Annotated in this window: 8 protein-coding genes; all 8 read right to left on the bottom strand. The window is 45.4% G+C overall.

Features of this window, described 5'->3' with window-relative positions; genetic code table 11:
- The 8 genes from KZP23_RS02005 to KZP23_RS02040 all read right to left on the bottom strand — a co-directional run bounded on the left by KZP23_RS02005 (position 1) and on the right by KZP23_RS02040 (position 17,301).
- Entirely contained in the window at positions 1 to 4,113 is a 4,113-nt protein-coding gene (locus KZP23_RS02005) for a cellulase family glycosylhydrolase (RefSeq protein ID WP_226334474.1), read from the bottom strand.
- Positions 4,114 to 4,256: 143 nt separating this feature from the next.
- On the bottom strand, positions 4,257 to 7,661 hold the full coding sequence (locus KZP23_RS02010; RefSeq protein WP_226334475.1) for a LamG domain-containing protein: 3,405 nt from the start codon (positions 7,659 to 7,661) through the stop codon (positions 4,257 to 4,259).
- A gap of 6 nt (positions 7,662 to 7,667) precedes the next feature.
- On the bottom strand, positions 7,668 to 9,158 hold the full coding sequence (locus tag KZP23_RS02015) for an L-fucose/L-arabinose isomerase family protein (RefSeq protein ID WP_226334476.1): 1,491 nt from the start codon (positions 9,156 to 9,158) through the stop codon (positions 7,668 to 7,670).
- A gap of 172 nt (positions 9,159 to 9,330) precedes the next feature.
- Positions 9,331 to 10,236 (bottom strand): DUF5017 domain-containing protein, encoded by a 906-nt coding sequence (locus KZP23_RS02020; RefSeq protein ID WP_226334477.1) that lies wholly within the window; start codon positions 10,234 to 10,236, stop codon positions 9,331 to 9,333.
- A 12-nt stretch (positions 10,237 to 10,248) separates the two neighbouring features.
- Positions 10,249 to 11,835 (bottom strand): RagB/SusD family nutrient uptake outer membrane protein, encoded by a 1,587-nt coding sequence (locus tag KZP23_RS02025; RefSeq protein ID WP_226334478.1) that lies wholly within the window; start codon positions 11,833 to 11,835, stop codon positions 10,249 to 10,251.
- An 18-nt stretch (positions 11,836 to 11,853) separates the two neighbouring features.
- Positions 11,854 to 15,000 (bottom strand): SusC/RagA family TonB-linked outer membrane protein, encoded by a 3,147-nt coding sequence (locus KZP23_RS02030; protein ID WP_226334479.1) that lies wholly within the window; start codon positions 14,998 to 15,000, stop codon positions 11,854 to 11,856.
- Positions 15,001 to 15,055: 55 nt separating this feature from the next.
- Positions 15,056 to 16,303 carry an MFS transporter gene (locus KZP23_RS02035; RefSeq protein ID WP_226334480.1) on the bottom strand — a complete coding sequence of 416 codons (1,248 nt, stop codon included), beginning with the start codon at positions 16,301 to 16,303 and terminating at the stop codon, positions 15,056 to 15,058.
- Between the two features lie 224 nt (positions 16,304 to 16,527).
- Positions 16,528 to 17,301, bottom strand: a complete 774-nt coding sequence (locus tag KZP23_RS02040; protein WP_226334481.1) for a GntR family transcriptional regulator — start codon at positions 17,299 to 17,301, stop codon at positions 16,528 to 16,530.
- Positions 17,302 to 17,669 lie beyond the last annotated feature (368 nt).

A 17,669-nucleotide genomic window follows, 5' to 3' on the forward strand; every position in this document is an offset into this window, starting at 1 on the left:
TTATTGTAATCGTATCATGAACTTTTTACTAACCTTTTCTTTTCTCTTGTTGTTATAAAAGGTGACAATATAAAATCCGGGAAGACTACCTTCTATCCCTATTTCAACAGCTTGTTGCCCTTTTGTAAAAGAGCGAGATTCGTCCGCAAGCTTTTTACCAAACATATCAGTAACCGTAATCCTACCCTGGGTATCTTCCGGAACCTCTACGGCCATGGACATGTTTCTTCCTTCATTTTTGTAAACTGTCAGTTTGCTTTCCGTGCTGTCATCGAACATCGCCGTAATCACAGGATTCAAAAGCACACTGTCCTGAGCGATCTTCGGGTTGTCCGGTGACAGGGTGATACAATCTATCTCTACCACATTACCAAAAGAAGCCTGACTCACCGGGCTGGGCACATCGAACCGGATAATCCTAATATGGCTGTTTCCCGTCCATGACGCTTCCTGGCTCAGGTCCACGGTATATTCCTTATAATCTGTATCGTTTGCTAAAATGTCGAACTCAACAAAATGGGCAACATTGTCACCTACTGGCCCCCACCAATAAAATCTGGCTTTCGAATCACCAGTTCCGTTTTTCATTTTAATGGTGGCATATTTGTAAACACTAGGATCTATCGGTTCCGCAACCGGCACATCAAACCGGATGTTGTTGTAGGTTTGCGCAGTTGTGAGCGAAAGTACACTGTTGGAGGTGCTGGCATTCGTATAATTCACAATATTCCAGCCCTCTACCTTGTTGTTTACCACCGGTTCGTCAAAATGCCAGGTATAAGTCTGAATTTGCGGAAGCGAGGAAAGCAATTTCACCTGGTCTATGCGTACATTTTCACCTAAAGAGGCGGCGCCCGCCAAAGCCGGAACATCGAAACGGATGATACGGATATTGCTCTTGCCGGTCCAGGCCGTATTTTGGCTCAGATCGACTACGTATTCTTTATAATCGGCGTCATTAGCCGAAATGTCGAATTCGATAAAATTGGCTACATTGTCGCCAACCGGCCCCCACCAGTAAAACCTGGCTTTGGTTTCAGGGGTCTCGTTCTTTAACCGAATTACCGCATACCTACTGTGGGTGGGATCTATTGCGTTGCTGGCAGGAACATCGTATTTGATATGCTGGTAGGTTTGCGAGACCGTCAGGTTTAAAATTCCGTCTGCGGAATTGGCGTTCGTGTAATTAACGATCGTCCAGCCATCGATCCGGTTGTTTTCTACCGTTCCGTTAAACTCCCAAATGTGCGTTTGCGGGTCTGTCTCTGCCACACATTCCGAGTTGGCTGTTTTGTATTGCTCCAGTACCGCCATCTGCGGCCGTTCGGAGCCGCCTATAGGCTCTACTGCCAGCCGGTAGCTTCCCCACCAAGGACCCGCTGCCCAGTAGGTGCCGTTGACACAATTTTCCTTTAGATATGCCAGCATGTTGTCGAGCGTAACCAACCACCGTGGATCGTCGTCAGGCACACCATATTCTCCAATAAACCCTCTGAAACCGTTTTGTTTCACCCAGTTGACGAATGGGGCTGTCCGGGTAATGCCTATGTTTGGATCTGCCCCTTCATCGTCATAACTCTGATCATATTTTCCTGAAGCGTCGTCATCAAAATAGACATGCCCTTCAAAGATCAGATTGTCGGAAGGATCCTCGAGGTTTTTCAGATTATCGCTCGCCGAAGGCCACCTTTCCGCAGAACTCCAGCTATCTCCGGCCACCACAATTGTGGTGGTGGAATCCACGCTTCTGATCTCCGTAATGATCGCCTGGGCAATTTCAGTCCAGGGGGTACTGGGCAACATGTCGTGGGGTTCATTCATGATGCCATAGCCCCAGATGTTTTCACTCGTTTTAAATTCGTCAGCAAGTTTTCGCCAGACATCCGCAGCTGCTGAAACCGGTAAAATCGGATCGCCGATGATATACTCCGTGGTATCAATTTTCCTACGGCCATAATTGTGCATATCCAGCAATACCCACATTCCCCTGGCCCGAGCAGCAGTTACAAAGGTTTTAATTCTGTTCAACTCCTCAACATTAAGCGTTCCGTTGAGCTGATGTTGAATTCGCTCCCACTTAAAGGGTAGTCTTATCAGGTTCAAACCTTTGGATTTGAAATAATCGAGCTCTTCGCTTGTAGGATAGGTATAGTCCGATCCATATACACCCGGCATGTTTTTTCCAAACTCCGCTCCGGCCAGATTTACTCCAAAGGGCGACGGGATCAGGGGCGCCATAGGTTGTACCGGCTCGGGCTCGGGCTCCGGCAGCACTTCTGCCGACATTTTCACATAATCGATGTCGATGGTCTTGCCGAAAGAGGAAGAATGCAACGGACTGGGCACATCAAAACGAATAATGCTGATGGTTCCGTCCCATCGCGCATCCCTGCTTAAATCGACTTTATATTCTTTGAATTCTGTATCATTGGCGGAAATATCAAATTCGATAAATGCAGCGGTAGCTTCGCTGCCCCACCAGTAGAACCGCGCTTTAGTGTTAGCAGTCCCGTTCTTCAACCGGATAATGGCCGTTTTGCTTTGAACAGGATCGATGGCATTACCGGCAGGAACATCGTAGCGGATGTGGTTGTAGGTCTGAATGCCTGTGAGATTGAGAATTCCATTGCTGGTGGCGGGATTGCCATAGTTGACAATGGTCCACCCTTCTACTTTGTTGCTCACCACCGGCTCCTCAAATTCCCAGACATGGGTAATATCTGCGTCAGGATCGGTCATTGCACCGGCGCTGAGACGGAATTTCCGTGCGACAGGCTTATTGATGGAATATATCTGGTTGTTTACATCGAGCAGTTGTTGCTCAATATCATTTTCCTCAGGCTTGTTGATCAGATAATTGTCAAAAAGGTTTTTGTTGTGCGTATATTTTGGATCATTCGCGTTCTTTAGGGTTTCTATATAGTTTTTAATGTCTTCAAAAGTGCCGTTTTTTATAGAATCGGGGAGGTAGTTGATCTCTACTCTTTTAATGTCGCGCAGCTTTCGCTGAAGCGAACGGTAGAGAACCGTTTGTACCCTTACCTGCTCTGCCTGTTTATATTGAGGTGTATTTTTTTCAAGGGCCAGATTCACTCCGGCCGCCAGCTCCTCACTGGAATAGTTAGCAACGAAGACGTCGTCGATCGTCAATGCATAATCACCAATGGGCAGTTTTTTTACCCTCAGGGTTTCCGCATTGAGCTCCTGCATGAAAGGGACCAATTCCAGGGCCGGCTCTGCCTCCGGAGCGACCGGAAATGGAAGACTGTTGGCCAAATAAGAAAAGGTAATTAAACTATCTGAAGCCTGAAAGTTGTCGATCTTGCAGTTCTTGGACTGTTTGAGTTTTCCGTCGCTGATGTTAATGCCGGCCACAGTGCGCGGCACCCCGGTATCTTTCAGAAACTGGTAGGCCATAACGAAATTTCCGGGGGTGCCGGGGTGTATCCTGTCGTTGCTGATCAATGTAGCTTTTGGATCGCTTGCCTGCACCTGCTGGTTCAGGGTATTAAGTATGGTCCAGTAATCTACCACCTTCAGGTTGTATTCCGCGGCCAGCTCGTCGATGATCACGGCACATTGCTGTAAAGCATCGTTTACCCCATACATGTTTTCAGCGGGCAAATCGCCCGTTTGGTCGTAGATGGATGGCTTTTGCAAAATTACTTCCGTTTTTGCCTCCTGGAGACGCTGGATCACGAGCTCCATGTAGCCGCGATAGTCGCTGAGGGCCCGTTGCTTTTTGGCTTCAATTTCGGGATCTCCCTGGTTAGCGGCTGCATACAGCGCCCGGTTTACGTCGTTCATACCGGCCATTACCACCGAATAATGGGCGGGTTTGTTAAGAATGTCTTCATCCATTCGGCGAAGAAAACTGTTGGCATTGTCGCCCCAGATGCCGGAGTTGTAAAAGGTAACATTCGCCTCCGGGAAACGAGTAGCATAATAAAGCAGGATGAAGTTGTGAAATTCACCTGCATGGGTGATGCTGTTACCGATAAAGTTGACTTTATCGCCGTCCTTAAAGACCACATCGCTTGTGCTTTGGGCCCTGCAAACGTAAAAGACCGTCAGCAGTGCCAAACTGATGAGTAAAGCTGATTTTCTAAACATACATTAGGTTATTTTGGGTTGGAACTAAATACTAAATCATCTGGAGAAGAACGACCATTTCTCGTCATTTCCCTGCCATTAGTCCTGTGGTCTTTGCCTTCTTCTAATTAACTTAATTGATTCATGATTCTTCGAAAATGCGCTTATTTCTCCGCTGTAGCCTCTTGTTCTCCCCAACCCTCCTGCAATAGGAAGTACACGCGCGAGAAATGTTTTTTGCTCCAGTGTTCCCTTGCTAGCTCGAGATAAGGCTTGTGCTTCCGGAAGAGCTTCTCCTGTTTTTCTGCCCAGTTTTCCATATCTGTCAGTGACTTTTCAAGACTGGTCAGCCACTCTTTTTCCACTTTTACTTTACCACCGGCAATATCCTGGGTGGCCGACGAGCTGACGAATACCCGCAGGTCGTAGGGTTTCAACTTCAGGTTTAATGTTTTTGACTTTGCATAAACCTCATTTGTCGCGGGTTCCCGTAGTTCTCCCGGTTCTTTTAATTTCAGGCTGATCTCTGCGGGAGCGGGAATAGTATTCAGCACATAGAAATACAGCTTTCCGTCAACCACCTTTTTTCTCACCCGCACCGGATCGGCAAGACCGGGAATATCTTCAAATTTCGTTGACGGCAACGCCTGAAAGGCTTTCGAAAATTGCGACAGCTCTTTTTCCATGCCGAAAGTACCCACCACATAGCCTCCTTTCACAATACTTGCAGCATCGAGGTGATTGAGCGCAATTACATACGGCTCCAGACTGTGAAAGCCGGTGGCATTTAAGGTTGATGCCCTCCAAACCATTTCACTTACCCCCATTGCGGTGAGGCCTTCCATTGGTTTTTCCCGCCCTACCGCATCTTCCCAATAGCGATCGTGGATCGTAACGCGGACGTTTTCCAGGCCCTGCATGGAAGTCACCATCTCCGGAGCGGTCATTACCGTGCGGTCTATGTTGGGGATGGCGGGAGGATAATGAGAACGCTTCCACCTAAGATCTGCCGGCACCAGCGTATGATTAATGACAATGTTCTTTTCGTTTTTATACAGCGCAGGATCAATGCCCATTTCACGCATCACTTCTACCGGCGGTTCATTGAGGTAGTCTGCCAGTCGCTGGTTATGCATCAAGTGGACAAATATATTGAGCTTGAGCTTTAAATCCGGGCGATAAACTGCCAATTTTCTGCCCATGGCAGCATAATGTTCATATAAGATTTGGCACCGCCAGTCGATCCAGGCTTTTTTAGCTTCAGCATTTTCCATCAGCCATTCATAGCTTTTCCGGAACCGGCTGGAATCGCCGGGAACGTAACCGGGAATTTTAATACCGGAAGCTTTTTGAAAGCGCTGCAGGTTGGAATCGTTGTAACCAGAAGCCAGCGAACCAAAGGTGAAAAGCTTTGGTTTAGCCATAACAAGGGAAATTCCATCAAAAGCAGATTCCTTCGCGTAGCGCTCCGCTATTTCCATGACAATGGTATCTACGGCATGCATTACCCGTGGATCTGCAGCATTGAAGTTGGGGTCGTTGCCATGCCAGTATCCGTACCACAGCTTTCCGTCTTTGTTGATGTTGATAACTGTTTCTTCCCCGTGGTCGATTCTCTCCCAGTCTGCCAGTGCATATTTATTTAAGCTGGGCAGGGTATGGATGTGCAAACCTGCCGTAAATTTTATGTTTTGCTCGCCCAGGCGCTTTATCAGATATGCGGGGTAGCCATCGGGATGAGGACGTTGACCGCCTTGTGCGCCATCGATGTCTGGCTGGAAAGGTTCGACCGACGTTCCATATAACGGCCCTGCATACCACGCCAGCGGATATTCAAACTCCGTCTGTCCCAGGGAATGCAGGTATTGCACGAGGCGATCGGTGGCAGTAACAAACCCCTGAAGATCTCTGCCCGTTCCAAAGTTGTGGAACAACACGGGGTCTTCATAATACAATCCGCTGCTGCGGGAAGCCACGTTTCCGCGGAAATTACTCTCTGCAGACGCGACGTTGAATTTATCGATCTTATAGATCTTGATGTCTTTCACTGCCGCCGGATAATTCTTTTCCGCAGTCATGAAAACAAATGCCTGTTTTTTGGAACGCGGCCAGAACACGATCTCAAATTCTTTAGCAGTATTCGTCAGCGGGTATTCCTCACCGGTTAAGACACCGGTATGCGATTGGAAATCTATGGCGCCATTGAAATGCTGCAGCATAATTTCCATGGTTCGCGGTTTATCATCCGGATAGGTAACCACTGCCAGGTGCGGCTCGCCCACTGCCTCCACGTCAAAATCCATCGCAAACCGGTCGTTGAAACGGCCTCCTGCTTCCCGGTATTTGCCAAAAGAGGCTTCGCAAACCAGGGTACCTCCGGTTTCTGCTATGGGTTCTTTTTCAGCGGCTTTTACGTGAGAAACTAATTGATAGCTCCAATCCTGCGCTGCCGCCTTTTCTTTACTTTTAAAGACATGAAGCGGCGTAACGGCTTGTTTTCTTTCGTTATTCTCAAGGTATGTAAGGGTGAAGGAAAAAGTACCTGTTTTATCTGTTTTTACCGGGATATGCAGGGCTTTGTGGCTGAATTTCTCCAGCGACTGCTCTCCCAGGTCAGCCTTAAACAATTCATTGCCCCCGTTGTCGGTGAGCGCGCAAGCGATGTTCTTTAGCGCAACCGGACGATCCGACAGATTGACGAGTTCCGCGATCAGAATATTCTTTTTCCCTGCCGGAATAAATGGGTCTTTAAACGAAATTTGGGTAGAGAAATGGCCATATTTAAGAAATTCTTTTCCTGCCTCCTCTTCTGTAAGTTCGCGATTGTAAATGGTAAACTCGTCGATGACAGCATGTGATGCCTCTTCTCCGTTGGCGTTACCTGCACCGATAAAGAAACTGTCGTAAACTTTGGCTTCCCATTGGGGCATCCACCCGGTAGACGCGGCTTTTCCGTCTACGTAGATAAAAGCACCTTTCTTCACATTCCAGGTGATGGCCAGGTGATGCCATTCATTTCTTTTCCAGGCGCCAATCTTGTGATAATAAATGTAGGAATCCCTGGAGTCCTTCAGGCTGAAACGGATAAAACGGTTTGGAAAGAGCTCGATCCGGAAACTGTTTTCGCCTGCATCATTCGGCCCGTTTTCCGCAAATAACGTCAGCGGCCCCTGTTTCGGCATTTCGTCTCCGGGCTTCAGCCAGAAGCTGATCGTACCTTCTTCTTTATTCAGGTTTTTGGGTGAAGAATATTGTAACACTTTTCCACCTTCAAAAAAGGCTGCACTGCCGTCGACTCCTGAGATCAATTCGGGAAAGTTTTTGTTCAAGGGGTTGTTTTCTCCCATTGCATTGGGCGAAAAGCCTTTTTCAAAATCGAGGAAAAACAGCTTTTGCAAGGGTTTTTCCGCATCGCCATGGCCTGCGACTAAATTGCCGGCAAATATGGTAAGAACAAGGAAAATAAAGATGCGAACTGTGTTCATTTTAAATTGTTTTAATGCAGAAAGACCAAAGCCTGCCCTTAAAGGTGAGGTCGGCTCAAACTTAAGGCCTGCTTTCGTCTTCACAATATGCTATTCAACTATAACCGATTCAATGTTTAGATATTCGCCGATCTTCCGGATCGTCTGCGCATGGTGGCCAACTCCCAAAGCGAAATGATGGGTGGGCCCTTCCTTCACCCACTTTGTGAGAAACGTCCTTACATCCGGCTTGAAGTAACCCCGGGTGTTCGTGTTTCCGGTGGGCGGGATAGGGCCTTCCACCGATTCTCCTTCAGCTATCACAAACTTGAACTTTCCTTCATACGTGGAAGTGATACTCAGCATGGTAATAGGGCCTTCTTTGATCTTAAACTCCACTCCGGCACCAAAGCCCGGCTTGCCATGGTATTTCTTCAAGCTTCTCAATACCGGTTTACCTTCCGCAATGGAAATATTATGTGGGCCGTCGTGCCCTACGAGAATAAAATTCTCCTTAAAATCTACCGGGTGAAATTCCGCAAAGCTTCCGCCAATGCCGAGTCTGTCCATAATGAACATTGCCAGGCAGCATTTCAAGTCAGATTCACCGCACATGGGAAAGCCTGCGCTCGTCAGCAGAGAGTTGCCTACGATGAGGTTAGACATTACCAGCTGGGTGTCGCTGTTTTCCTCTCCATTGTAATAATAGGCAAGTCCATCCAGTTTCTTTTCTTCCACAAATTTTTTCAATGCTACCGATACGCTTGCCGCAACCTCCAGATCTTCGGGCTTAAGTTTTTCCGAAATCGGGTCAGAAACCGGATCAGGCGTATCAAAAAAAGCAAGGATACGCTGCTCTTCGGTTCTTATTTCATTTTCATTTACCTCTCTCTGGTATTTGGTGACAATCTCGTGGGCCTCACACTGCACTATGTGCACCCCAAAATGTGCCGTGAGCATGGTGGCATCAGAGTGCATGTCGAGCATAGCTTCAATGGGGTGCCCTATGTGACCGATGCGTGCGGTTTTCAATCCATGCAAAACCCTCGCTATGTTGCAATATTCTTTGATCTCTTTTTCCGACTGGGGGTCGTCGTGGAGCGTGCCGATGATGACATCAGGAATTTTTTTACCCATTCTTACTGCAACACCGGTAAACTCCGGTAACGAGCAAACGTCGTCGTTGTAAAGCTGCATGTAAGTCGAAGCCTTTGAATAGTCCATCGCCTTATCCGGCTGCAAAGCCACCAATACGATAGGCACATCGAGGTTCTTGATGATGACGCCGAATGTACTGGACGTGGCGTAGGTGAGCATGTCGCAGAAGATGAGGTCCAGGTTGGCGGCTTTTAACTTTGGCACCAGGTCGTAGGCGCTTTTTGCGTCATCGACCAGCCCAAATTCTACTATATCTACTTTATTTTTCTTTAATTTTTCAACAAAAACGTTTTGTTTTTCCAGCAGATCCTCCAAAAGACCGTCAAATTGTTCCCAGTATTTGAAGTATCCGACCCCAAAAACACCTATTCTGGGAACAGTTTCCTCCCTTCTTACCACCTGGCCATTTATGGCCGCCTGTTCCCGTTTTAGTAGTTCATTCATAATTCTTCGTTTAAGCTATTGTTTTTATGGTTAACGCACTAAGTTTTATTCTACACTTTGATCCTATTCCCGTAATCGTGATTGTATTCTTTTACACTTTGATTGCTGTTAAAGAGTCTTTCAGCGAGTGAAAAGATCTCCCGGATGAACTTTACCCGGGAGATATTGTGTGTTATTCTTCTTCAACCGTGATCGTAAACTGCCTGATCACCTCTTTATGGTCATCTACTGAATAGTTTGATCCGATAAACGTCACAGTGTACGTACCAGGCGTATTGTATACAAATTCATATCCTTCCAGCGCATTCGTACCTATGTTCTGAAGAGGGAGACCTGTATCCGGCGGAACTTTAGTAAAGTTGAGCGCTTTGGTGATCATCCAGTCTTCGCTCGGCGGCGCGTTGTATCCACCACCAATGATGTAGGCCTGGGTATTGTTGTTTCTGAAGATCCATTGAGAGGCATCGTTGAGAATGCTAAACGTAGACCAACTTGCAGTGGGCATCGTCACTACCGGCAGCGCGCTGCCATCTTCCATAATGGTATTTGCCACAAAATCGTGAATGATCCAGTTGCCGGGAACGTGCGTGGTGCTGGTTTCTCCCACGAACTTAAACCCGAAAAACAAGGGCTTTCCGGACTCCACATATTCGCTGAGATCCAAAACACCGGAGGGCGTTATCGTGGTATTGGGAGCGATATCAGCTTTGTCGGTAATGTCTGTCCAGCTGGCATTGACCACTCCCGCAGAGTCCATGGATTCAAGGTCTGTGGTAACCATGAGTCTCAGGGAATTGATTTGCGTACCGCCACCACCGTACTGTGTTACGAGTTCAATCTGCGGAATACCACCATCAATTTCTTTTCTCTCACGGAATTCGTAATCAGATCCCGGCAAACCGGAGTAAAATGTAATATTTCCAGCATATCCTGTAAATGCGAATTTTACCGTATCGCCAACATTATAAGTAAGTCCTTTCTCCAGCATTACGTCAAAGTCGGGAGTATCCACTTCTATTAGGCTTTCACAGGATGATAAGATGGAAATCAACGGTACTATTAAATATACAAACTTCATAACTATAATCTTTTAATAACCTGGATTTTGAGTAAGTGCTTTGTTTAAAGCCATTTCTGCTGTAGGAATGGGCAGTAGATAATTCCGTTCGGAAATATTGGTTTGGGCCAGTACGTGCCCCTGAACGGCGCCGTTGGCCAGAGCCCAGTCTTTGTATTCCTTCATCCGATCGACAAAAGTACCCCAACGGATATAATCGGACCTTCTGGAAGCTTCGAAACAAAACTCCCTTGCGCGCTCGTCTACAATCGCCTGAAAAAACTCTTCCTTGCTCAGGCCTGGAGGCAGATCCGCATTCACATCCGGATTGGGAGGAGCCGGAAGCAGCAGGCCGTAAGCTCTTCTTCTCACCTGGTTGATGGCCTCATAAGCTACATCTGTAGGACCGTTTACTTCATTTTCAGCCTCAGCGATCATCAACAGCACATCTGAATACCGGAGTATCGGGAAATTCTGTGCGGAAACCACTCTGTCTTTTGGTGTGAGCGTCTCATATTCTCTCCTCCATTTACCCATGGTTCTTCTCCACAAATCCGGATTGTAGGTCTGTACACCGGGCACGCCTACATAAGTAAAAGGCGCTATGTTCCAGTCTCTACGCAAATCAGGAGATTCTTTCGGCGTTTCGGTACTTCCTTCATCGATTTCATACAAATCAAATAGCCATTTGGTAGCCAGCACGGCACCACCACTGTATCCGATTTGCTCGTCGCCACTTCTTATACCTCCCCGTGCTCCGATATAGTAGGTATACTCCTGGGAACCCGAAGACAACAGTCCATAGAACTCAACCTCCCAAATGCTTTCCTTGATGTCATACTCATCTCTGGCGTACCTGATGAAAACATTCGAATAGTCTGGGTTCAGCTCATGCATTTTCGATTCCTGTACTTTCTGGGCCCACTCAAGTGCTTCGGCATACCTAGATTCGTCCTTCAGCGGATGGCCGGCCATCGTTAAACACACGCGGGCCAGGATCCCCTGCACGGCAGACCGGGAAATTCTCCCTCCTCCGCTCAAGTGCTCCGCCTCCTCCACCAGACTCTCTGCCTCCTTCATATCCTGCAGTATTTGTGTGTAAACATCCTCCACCGGTGATCTTGGAATGTTTACATTACTGATGTCTGGCTTGTCTGTAAGCAGCATAGGTACGCTGCCATAGTTTTTTACCAGCAAAAAATAATAATACCCCCTAAGGAACAGAGCTTGGCCTTTGATCCTATTTCTGGCTTCCTCATCCAGCTCAGGATTGTCTACCTTGGCCAGCACCAGGTTTGCCCTGTAAATGCCCTGGTAAAGGGTTTTCCAAAGATTGGTGATCTGCGCATCTGTAGCGGTATAAATGTACGCCGTGGTATTGAGCTGACCGGTGTTAGTGTACCCAATATCAGTGCTCACATTTAGCCAGTAGGGAATTACATCGCCATAGGTAGCTTGGCTCCCCAGTACATCGTACACACCCGCCAGACCGGTTTCGAGCTCCGCTATAGTGGAGTATTCGGGCGCAATAAAATTGGTAGGCTCCGTGCTGAGGAAATCTTCGCACGACGTGCCAAGTATCCCTAGGAGGAAAATGAAAATATATGATTTATAGCTCATGACTTTTCTATTTTAAAATTAGAAAGTAGTGGATAATCCGACGGTAAGTGTTCTTGCCAGTGGATAAGAGGCGAAGTCAAATCCGGGCGTTAGCGCTGAATGTCTGGTGGAAACATCCGGATTTGAACCTGAGTAGTTGGTCCAAGTATACAAGTTTTGCGCTGATGCATAAAGTCTCAGGCTTTTTAACCTGATCTTGTTCAGCACCCTGTCGTTGAAGTTATATCCCAAAGAAACCGTTTTCAGTCTCAAGAACGAACCATCTTCTACAACCCTGCTAGTATACCAGGTATCTTTTTTTCCTGCCGTTCTGAAATGCTCATTACTCGGGTTTTCCGGAGTCCAACGGTCTTCATAGGTTGCATACTGGTTCAGTGAGATCAGGTTTCTTGCGTTTCCTTCAAAAAATAACCGGTTGGCGTTGATAATGTCATTGCCATACGACCACTGGAAGAAAATATTCAAATCAAAACCTTTGTAATTGAAATTGTTGTTGAAACCGCCCGTGTGAATGGGATTTCCTCTTCCTATCACCGCGAAATCCATTTCATTTACTACAAGATCTCCGTTGATGTCGCGGTATTTGATGTCGCCCGGCTGAATATTTGCGCGGGGTTGACCGTTGGTAGGAATATTATCCTTCAGCATGTATTCCCCCAACACCTGGTCAAAATCTTCATACTGGTACACGCCGTCCCAGATGAGGCCATACATTTGTCCTATGGGCTGCCCTACCTGCGCAATGTAAGGATGTGTGTTACTGAAATACTGATCGAACCTTACGTTTTCGAGCAGCGACGTCTGCCCTTCGTTCAGCTCCATCACTTCATTTTGGTTGAAGCTGATATTGAAATTAGTTCTCCACTCGAAATCATCTTTATGAATATTGATTGTATTCAGTGTAAACTCCAGCCCCTCGTTCCTGATCTTACCTATATTCTTATACGCTGAAGCCGAATTATAAATATTCGTTAAACCCGTAGAATAAGGCAGATCGGCATTCAGCAGGACATTTTTGGTCATCTTACGGTAAACATCCAAGGTAACCTCCACCCTGCCTTCCAATACTTCTAGGTCATACCCTATGTCCGTTTGCACGGTAGTTTCCCATTTAAGATTTGGATTGCCATAATTTTCAAGCAAAGCTCCCCTACTCGGTTCTCCATTGTTAAATGAGTATCCACCCGATCTTGGAATGGAAAGCGTGGACAAATAGGCAAAATCTGATACCCGGTTGTTCCCAGTAGCACCATGGCTCAACCTCAATTTGGCATCTGAGATAAAGCTGATACCCTTAAGCAAATTCTCCTCCGACATACGCCATGCCAGAGCTGCAGAAGGGAAAAATCCCCAGCGGTTTCCAGGTGCAAACTTTGATGATCCATCATATCTCACCGATGAAGTAAGCATATATTTCGATTTATAGCTATAATTCAACCGACCAAGAAAAGATGCTAGCCCCCAGCTCGAACTGCCCGAAGTCCCAAAATTCTCAGCAGCTTCATCTAGGCCATCTATCGCCGTACCTTCATTTAAGACTTGAATGGCGGAAAATCCGTAATTCCCATCCTCCTGCTTTTGTACCACCGTTCCGACCACTGCATTGAGACTATGAATATTGTTGTAGGTTTTCTTGAAAGTAAGGGTGTTGGTATTGTTCCAGTTGCTTACCGGTCGGAAATAAATGAATCCGTTTTGCTTCTGATCTCTTCTATCGTTTCCGGCAGTTGTTAACGAGTTGAAAAAACCCTCCCTTCTAACCATAATATTATTAATTCCACCGGCCAATTTTAGGGTAAGTTCAGGAACAATCGCATATTCAACGAACCCGTTGGCTCTAAAGCTATTAACTGCCGTTATTCGATGTTCGTTCTTTGCCGATAATATCGGGTTTACCCTGAAATCCGTAGAAGGGATGGTAGGATCAAATAGTTCATCCATTACATTTTCATTTTCTCCGGCCACCGGACGGAATCCCCATACCGCAGCCATCAGGCTCAAATTTCCGTAAGTTAGGGAATTGGAAGAAGACTGGGTCATGATAGCTCCGTGTGTCTTCTCGCTGCTGTAGACTATATCTGCTCCAACGTTAATTTTTTTGTTGACCTCCTGATCTAAGGTAATCCTTCCTGAGTAACGTCTGAAGCCTGAATTGACAGCTATACCATCTTGGTTGAGTATATTTCCGGAAAGAGAATAGTTCGTTTTGCCGTTTCCACCCCGAATGGAAATGTCATGATTAAGGATGGGAGCATTTTGGTAAATCTGATCCTGCAGATCGATACTTTCGACGTTGCGATAGTCTTCTAGCGATTTTCCATTCGTGAAATAAATTTTGTCGGCAACTTCAGGATTCAACTCGCTTTGGTACTTTACGAATTGGTAAGCATCCATCAGCTTGATGGGCTTTGGGTTTTGTGAAATCCCGTAGTACATATTGTATGAAATCTCCGGAGCTCCCTGCTTTCCTCTCTTGGTGGTAATAATGATAACACCGTTGGCTCCACGTGCACCGTAAATTGCTGTTGCAGAGGCATCCTTGAGCACCGTCATTGACTCTATATCATTTATATTCAACGTATTAGCATAGGAATCTTCCATAGGAAAACCGTCAACTACATATAGTGGTGCGGTAGAACCGGTGATGGAACCGACACCCCGGATGATTATATTATTATTTGAGCCAGGCTGACCGTCATTACCTGAAACCATCACCCCTGCTACCCTTCCGGCCAGTGCCTCATCAAAAGACTTGACAGGTGCTTTTTGTACGTCTTCAATCTCAACGGTTTCAATGGAGCCTGTCAGGTCTTTTTTGGTTGTTGTCCCGTAGCCTACCACTACTACCTCACTAAGAGAGGCAACATCCAGCTCCATGACTATATCCATGACTGCCCGGCCGTCGATGGGTATTTCCTGTGTACGGTACCCTATAAATGAAAATATAAGTGTCCCGGTACTATCAGGTACTTTTATATTGTAGTTCCCCATGGCATCCGTTACAGTACCGATAGTGGTTCCTTTTAACAAAATACTTACGCCAGGAAGGCCTTCTTCGCTTTCACCGTCGGCGACTGTACCCTTCAGGATAATTTCCTGGGCAAATCCGTCTGATGCCCATATGAAGAACAGCATCAGAAAGAATAGTTTGTAGAAATGTTTCATAGCTTCAATAATAAAATTCAATGTTAACGCACTAAGTTAAATATTACAAAACTTCTTATGCTTTTACTTTAATAGAATGCCGGACTGTTATCGGATTCAAGTTAGGAATAAACATGACCATAATGATAAAAGCAAGCGGGTACATGATCCCTGCAACCCACCACAGAGGGGCATAGGAATACTTTTGCACGACCATTCCGATTATTGGATTTACCAGCATTCCAGCTATTGCTCCGGCAGTTCCAGACAGTCCCACTACCGTTGAGGTCGCATATTTTCCAAATATATCAGAGATAGCTGTGACATAGTTGGTGATCCAGAAACCATGGGCAAGCATCATAATTGCCATGAACCCAACAGCCAGTTCCACCGACGACACTCGGGTAATAAAAGGTGCAATCAGCGTGAGCAGGGCAGCAATTCCCATCACCCATTTACGGGCAGCATTTACCGAAAGGTTCTTCGCAATCAATTTATCGGATATCCACCCCCCTATGATATTAGAAATGCCCAGAGCCATGAATGGTATCCAGAAAAGCTCCCCGATCCTATCAAAGGACAGTCCACGTTCCTCACTCAAATACTTGGGCACCCAGAACATGAGAAAATAGAATACTGGATCCAATAATAGACGCATTAAAACAAAGACTCGTGCCGATCTGTTTTTGATGATCTCAAGAAATGATATTCCTTCTGCCCGTTTGAGTGGAACATTTACCTCTCGCTGCTGTTTGTCGGCTCGCTTTTTTCTCCATGAAATTGTCCCCCATACCAACACCCACAGAACGCCGAACACTCCTGGAATAATAAAAGCCCATCGCCAACCATAGTTACCGGAAATAATAATGGTAAGTGGCGGAGCCACTACTGCGCCGATTGCAGAACCACCAATGGCAATCCCATTCGCCAGTGCGCGCTCTCTTTTTCCGAACCATTCATAAACAGTTTTTGCCGCTCCTGGAAAACACCCTCCTTCTCCCACTCCAAGCAAAAACCTGAACATGAGTAAGTGATAAAAGCCACTCATTACCCCATGCAGCACACTAGCTATTGACCATATTGCTACAGAAAGTGTAAGACCAAGCTTTGCCCCAATTTTATCAATCAATCGGCCCGCGATGGTAAACATCAAAGCGTAACTAATAAGGAAACCCGTGTTGATCACTCCGTATTGTACATCAGTAATGTTCAGTTCTTCCTGTATCTTAATAATGGTCATTGACAATACTTGTCTGTCGAGGAAACTAAGACCTGTAGCCACAAATACCAAGGCCAGAATAAACCATCTAATTTTTCCCTTCATAATCTTAACGCACTAAGTATATTGTTCAATAATAGAAGTATAGTTTAATAAAAGCAAATATTTTAACATATTTTTTCGTGAAAGAGAAACAGCCAACTATAAAGTTGTAAACATGGGATATTTATTATCCTGATATGGTCCAATACTCAAATCGAGTATAGAAAAAAACCAAACTTAACGCACTAAGAAAATCTATTAAAAAATAAATTATTTATTCTTTACCTTTATATTTTTCTTTCAGTATTAACTGAATTTCCATAATATTCGGGATTGGCGACAATGGCAAATTTATACTTGTCTCCACGATAGTAGGATTTTTCGATTTCAACAACTGTATCAGAACAACACAAAACTACACTGTCAAGCACAAATGCCGGCAAAGGATCCGATACTTCAAAATTATTTTCCTCGGCTTGCGGCATAAGGATCATTGTGCTAAGGTTTTGTTTAATATCTGAGATCTTAAGATTGTATTTGTCTTCGTAAATCTTGAAATATGAAATCTCGGTAGACATCATATTGATCTTAGGACAAAGCTTGAGAGAGATGTATTTAATTTCATCTTTAAGTATAATATCGTCGGCGTAGCGCACTTGATGTATTTTGAGGATAGGGCCTTCCATGATATAATGCTTTCCACTTATTTCAGAGGATACGCCGTGCTGTAATATTGTTTTTTCTAATACGATGTTTTTCGGATTAAATCCTTCTGCCTTCAAACTTTCATTGAAGCCCCGCCGAGTAGAATCAATAGAACCTAGGGTGCGAAGGATATGATGATCTTCGGTCCTGTTCAAAACAAAAGTCCCCTTTCCTTTTATTCGCTGGGCCCAACCTCTAGATTCAATTTCCAGAAGACTTTTGCGGGCAGTAGTGTTGCTTACTTCATATTGTTTTATCAGTTCATTCTCAGAGGGCACCCTATCTCCTGGTTGTAATTCTCCAGATTTTATTTTCTCAATGATATCTTCACTTATAGATAAGAATTTTGGTTTCATGTTATCGATATTTTCAAAATGCTACCGCACTAACTTAACATTTTTTTTCGGATTGCCTGACTACTAAAGTAAAGAATATAATCAAAATAGGATGTTGTATATAATTCACATTAGGATAATGGCCTCAAACTTTCAGAGTTCTATCCCTTAGACCATGCTTATTTCCGAAGCATCTAAATGCGTTAGATAGATCAAATCCACAAATCATAAAAGAATTTAAGTGTTATTTGAAATCCTGTCATTATTTCAAAACGAGACATACTTTACCTCGGAGCATCGCCATAATATAGCTTGAAATACTCAGTTTGCTACCAATAACTATAACAGCGATAATCGCCGTCATAATTGAATCACGAGAACTAATCAAA

This window comes from Echinicola marina (assembly GCF_020463795.1).
GTDB classification, from domain to species: Bacteria; Bacteroidota; Bacteroidia; order Cytophagales; family Cyclobacteriaceae; genus Echinicola; species Echinicola marina.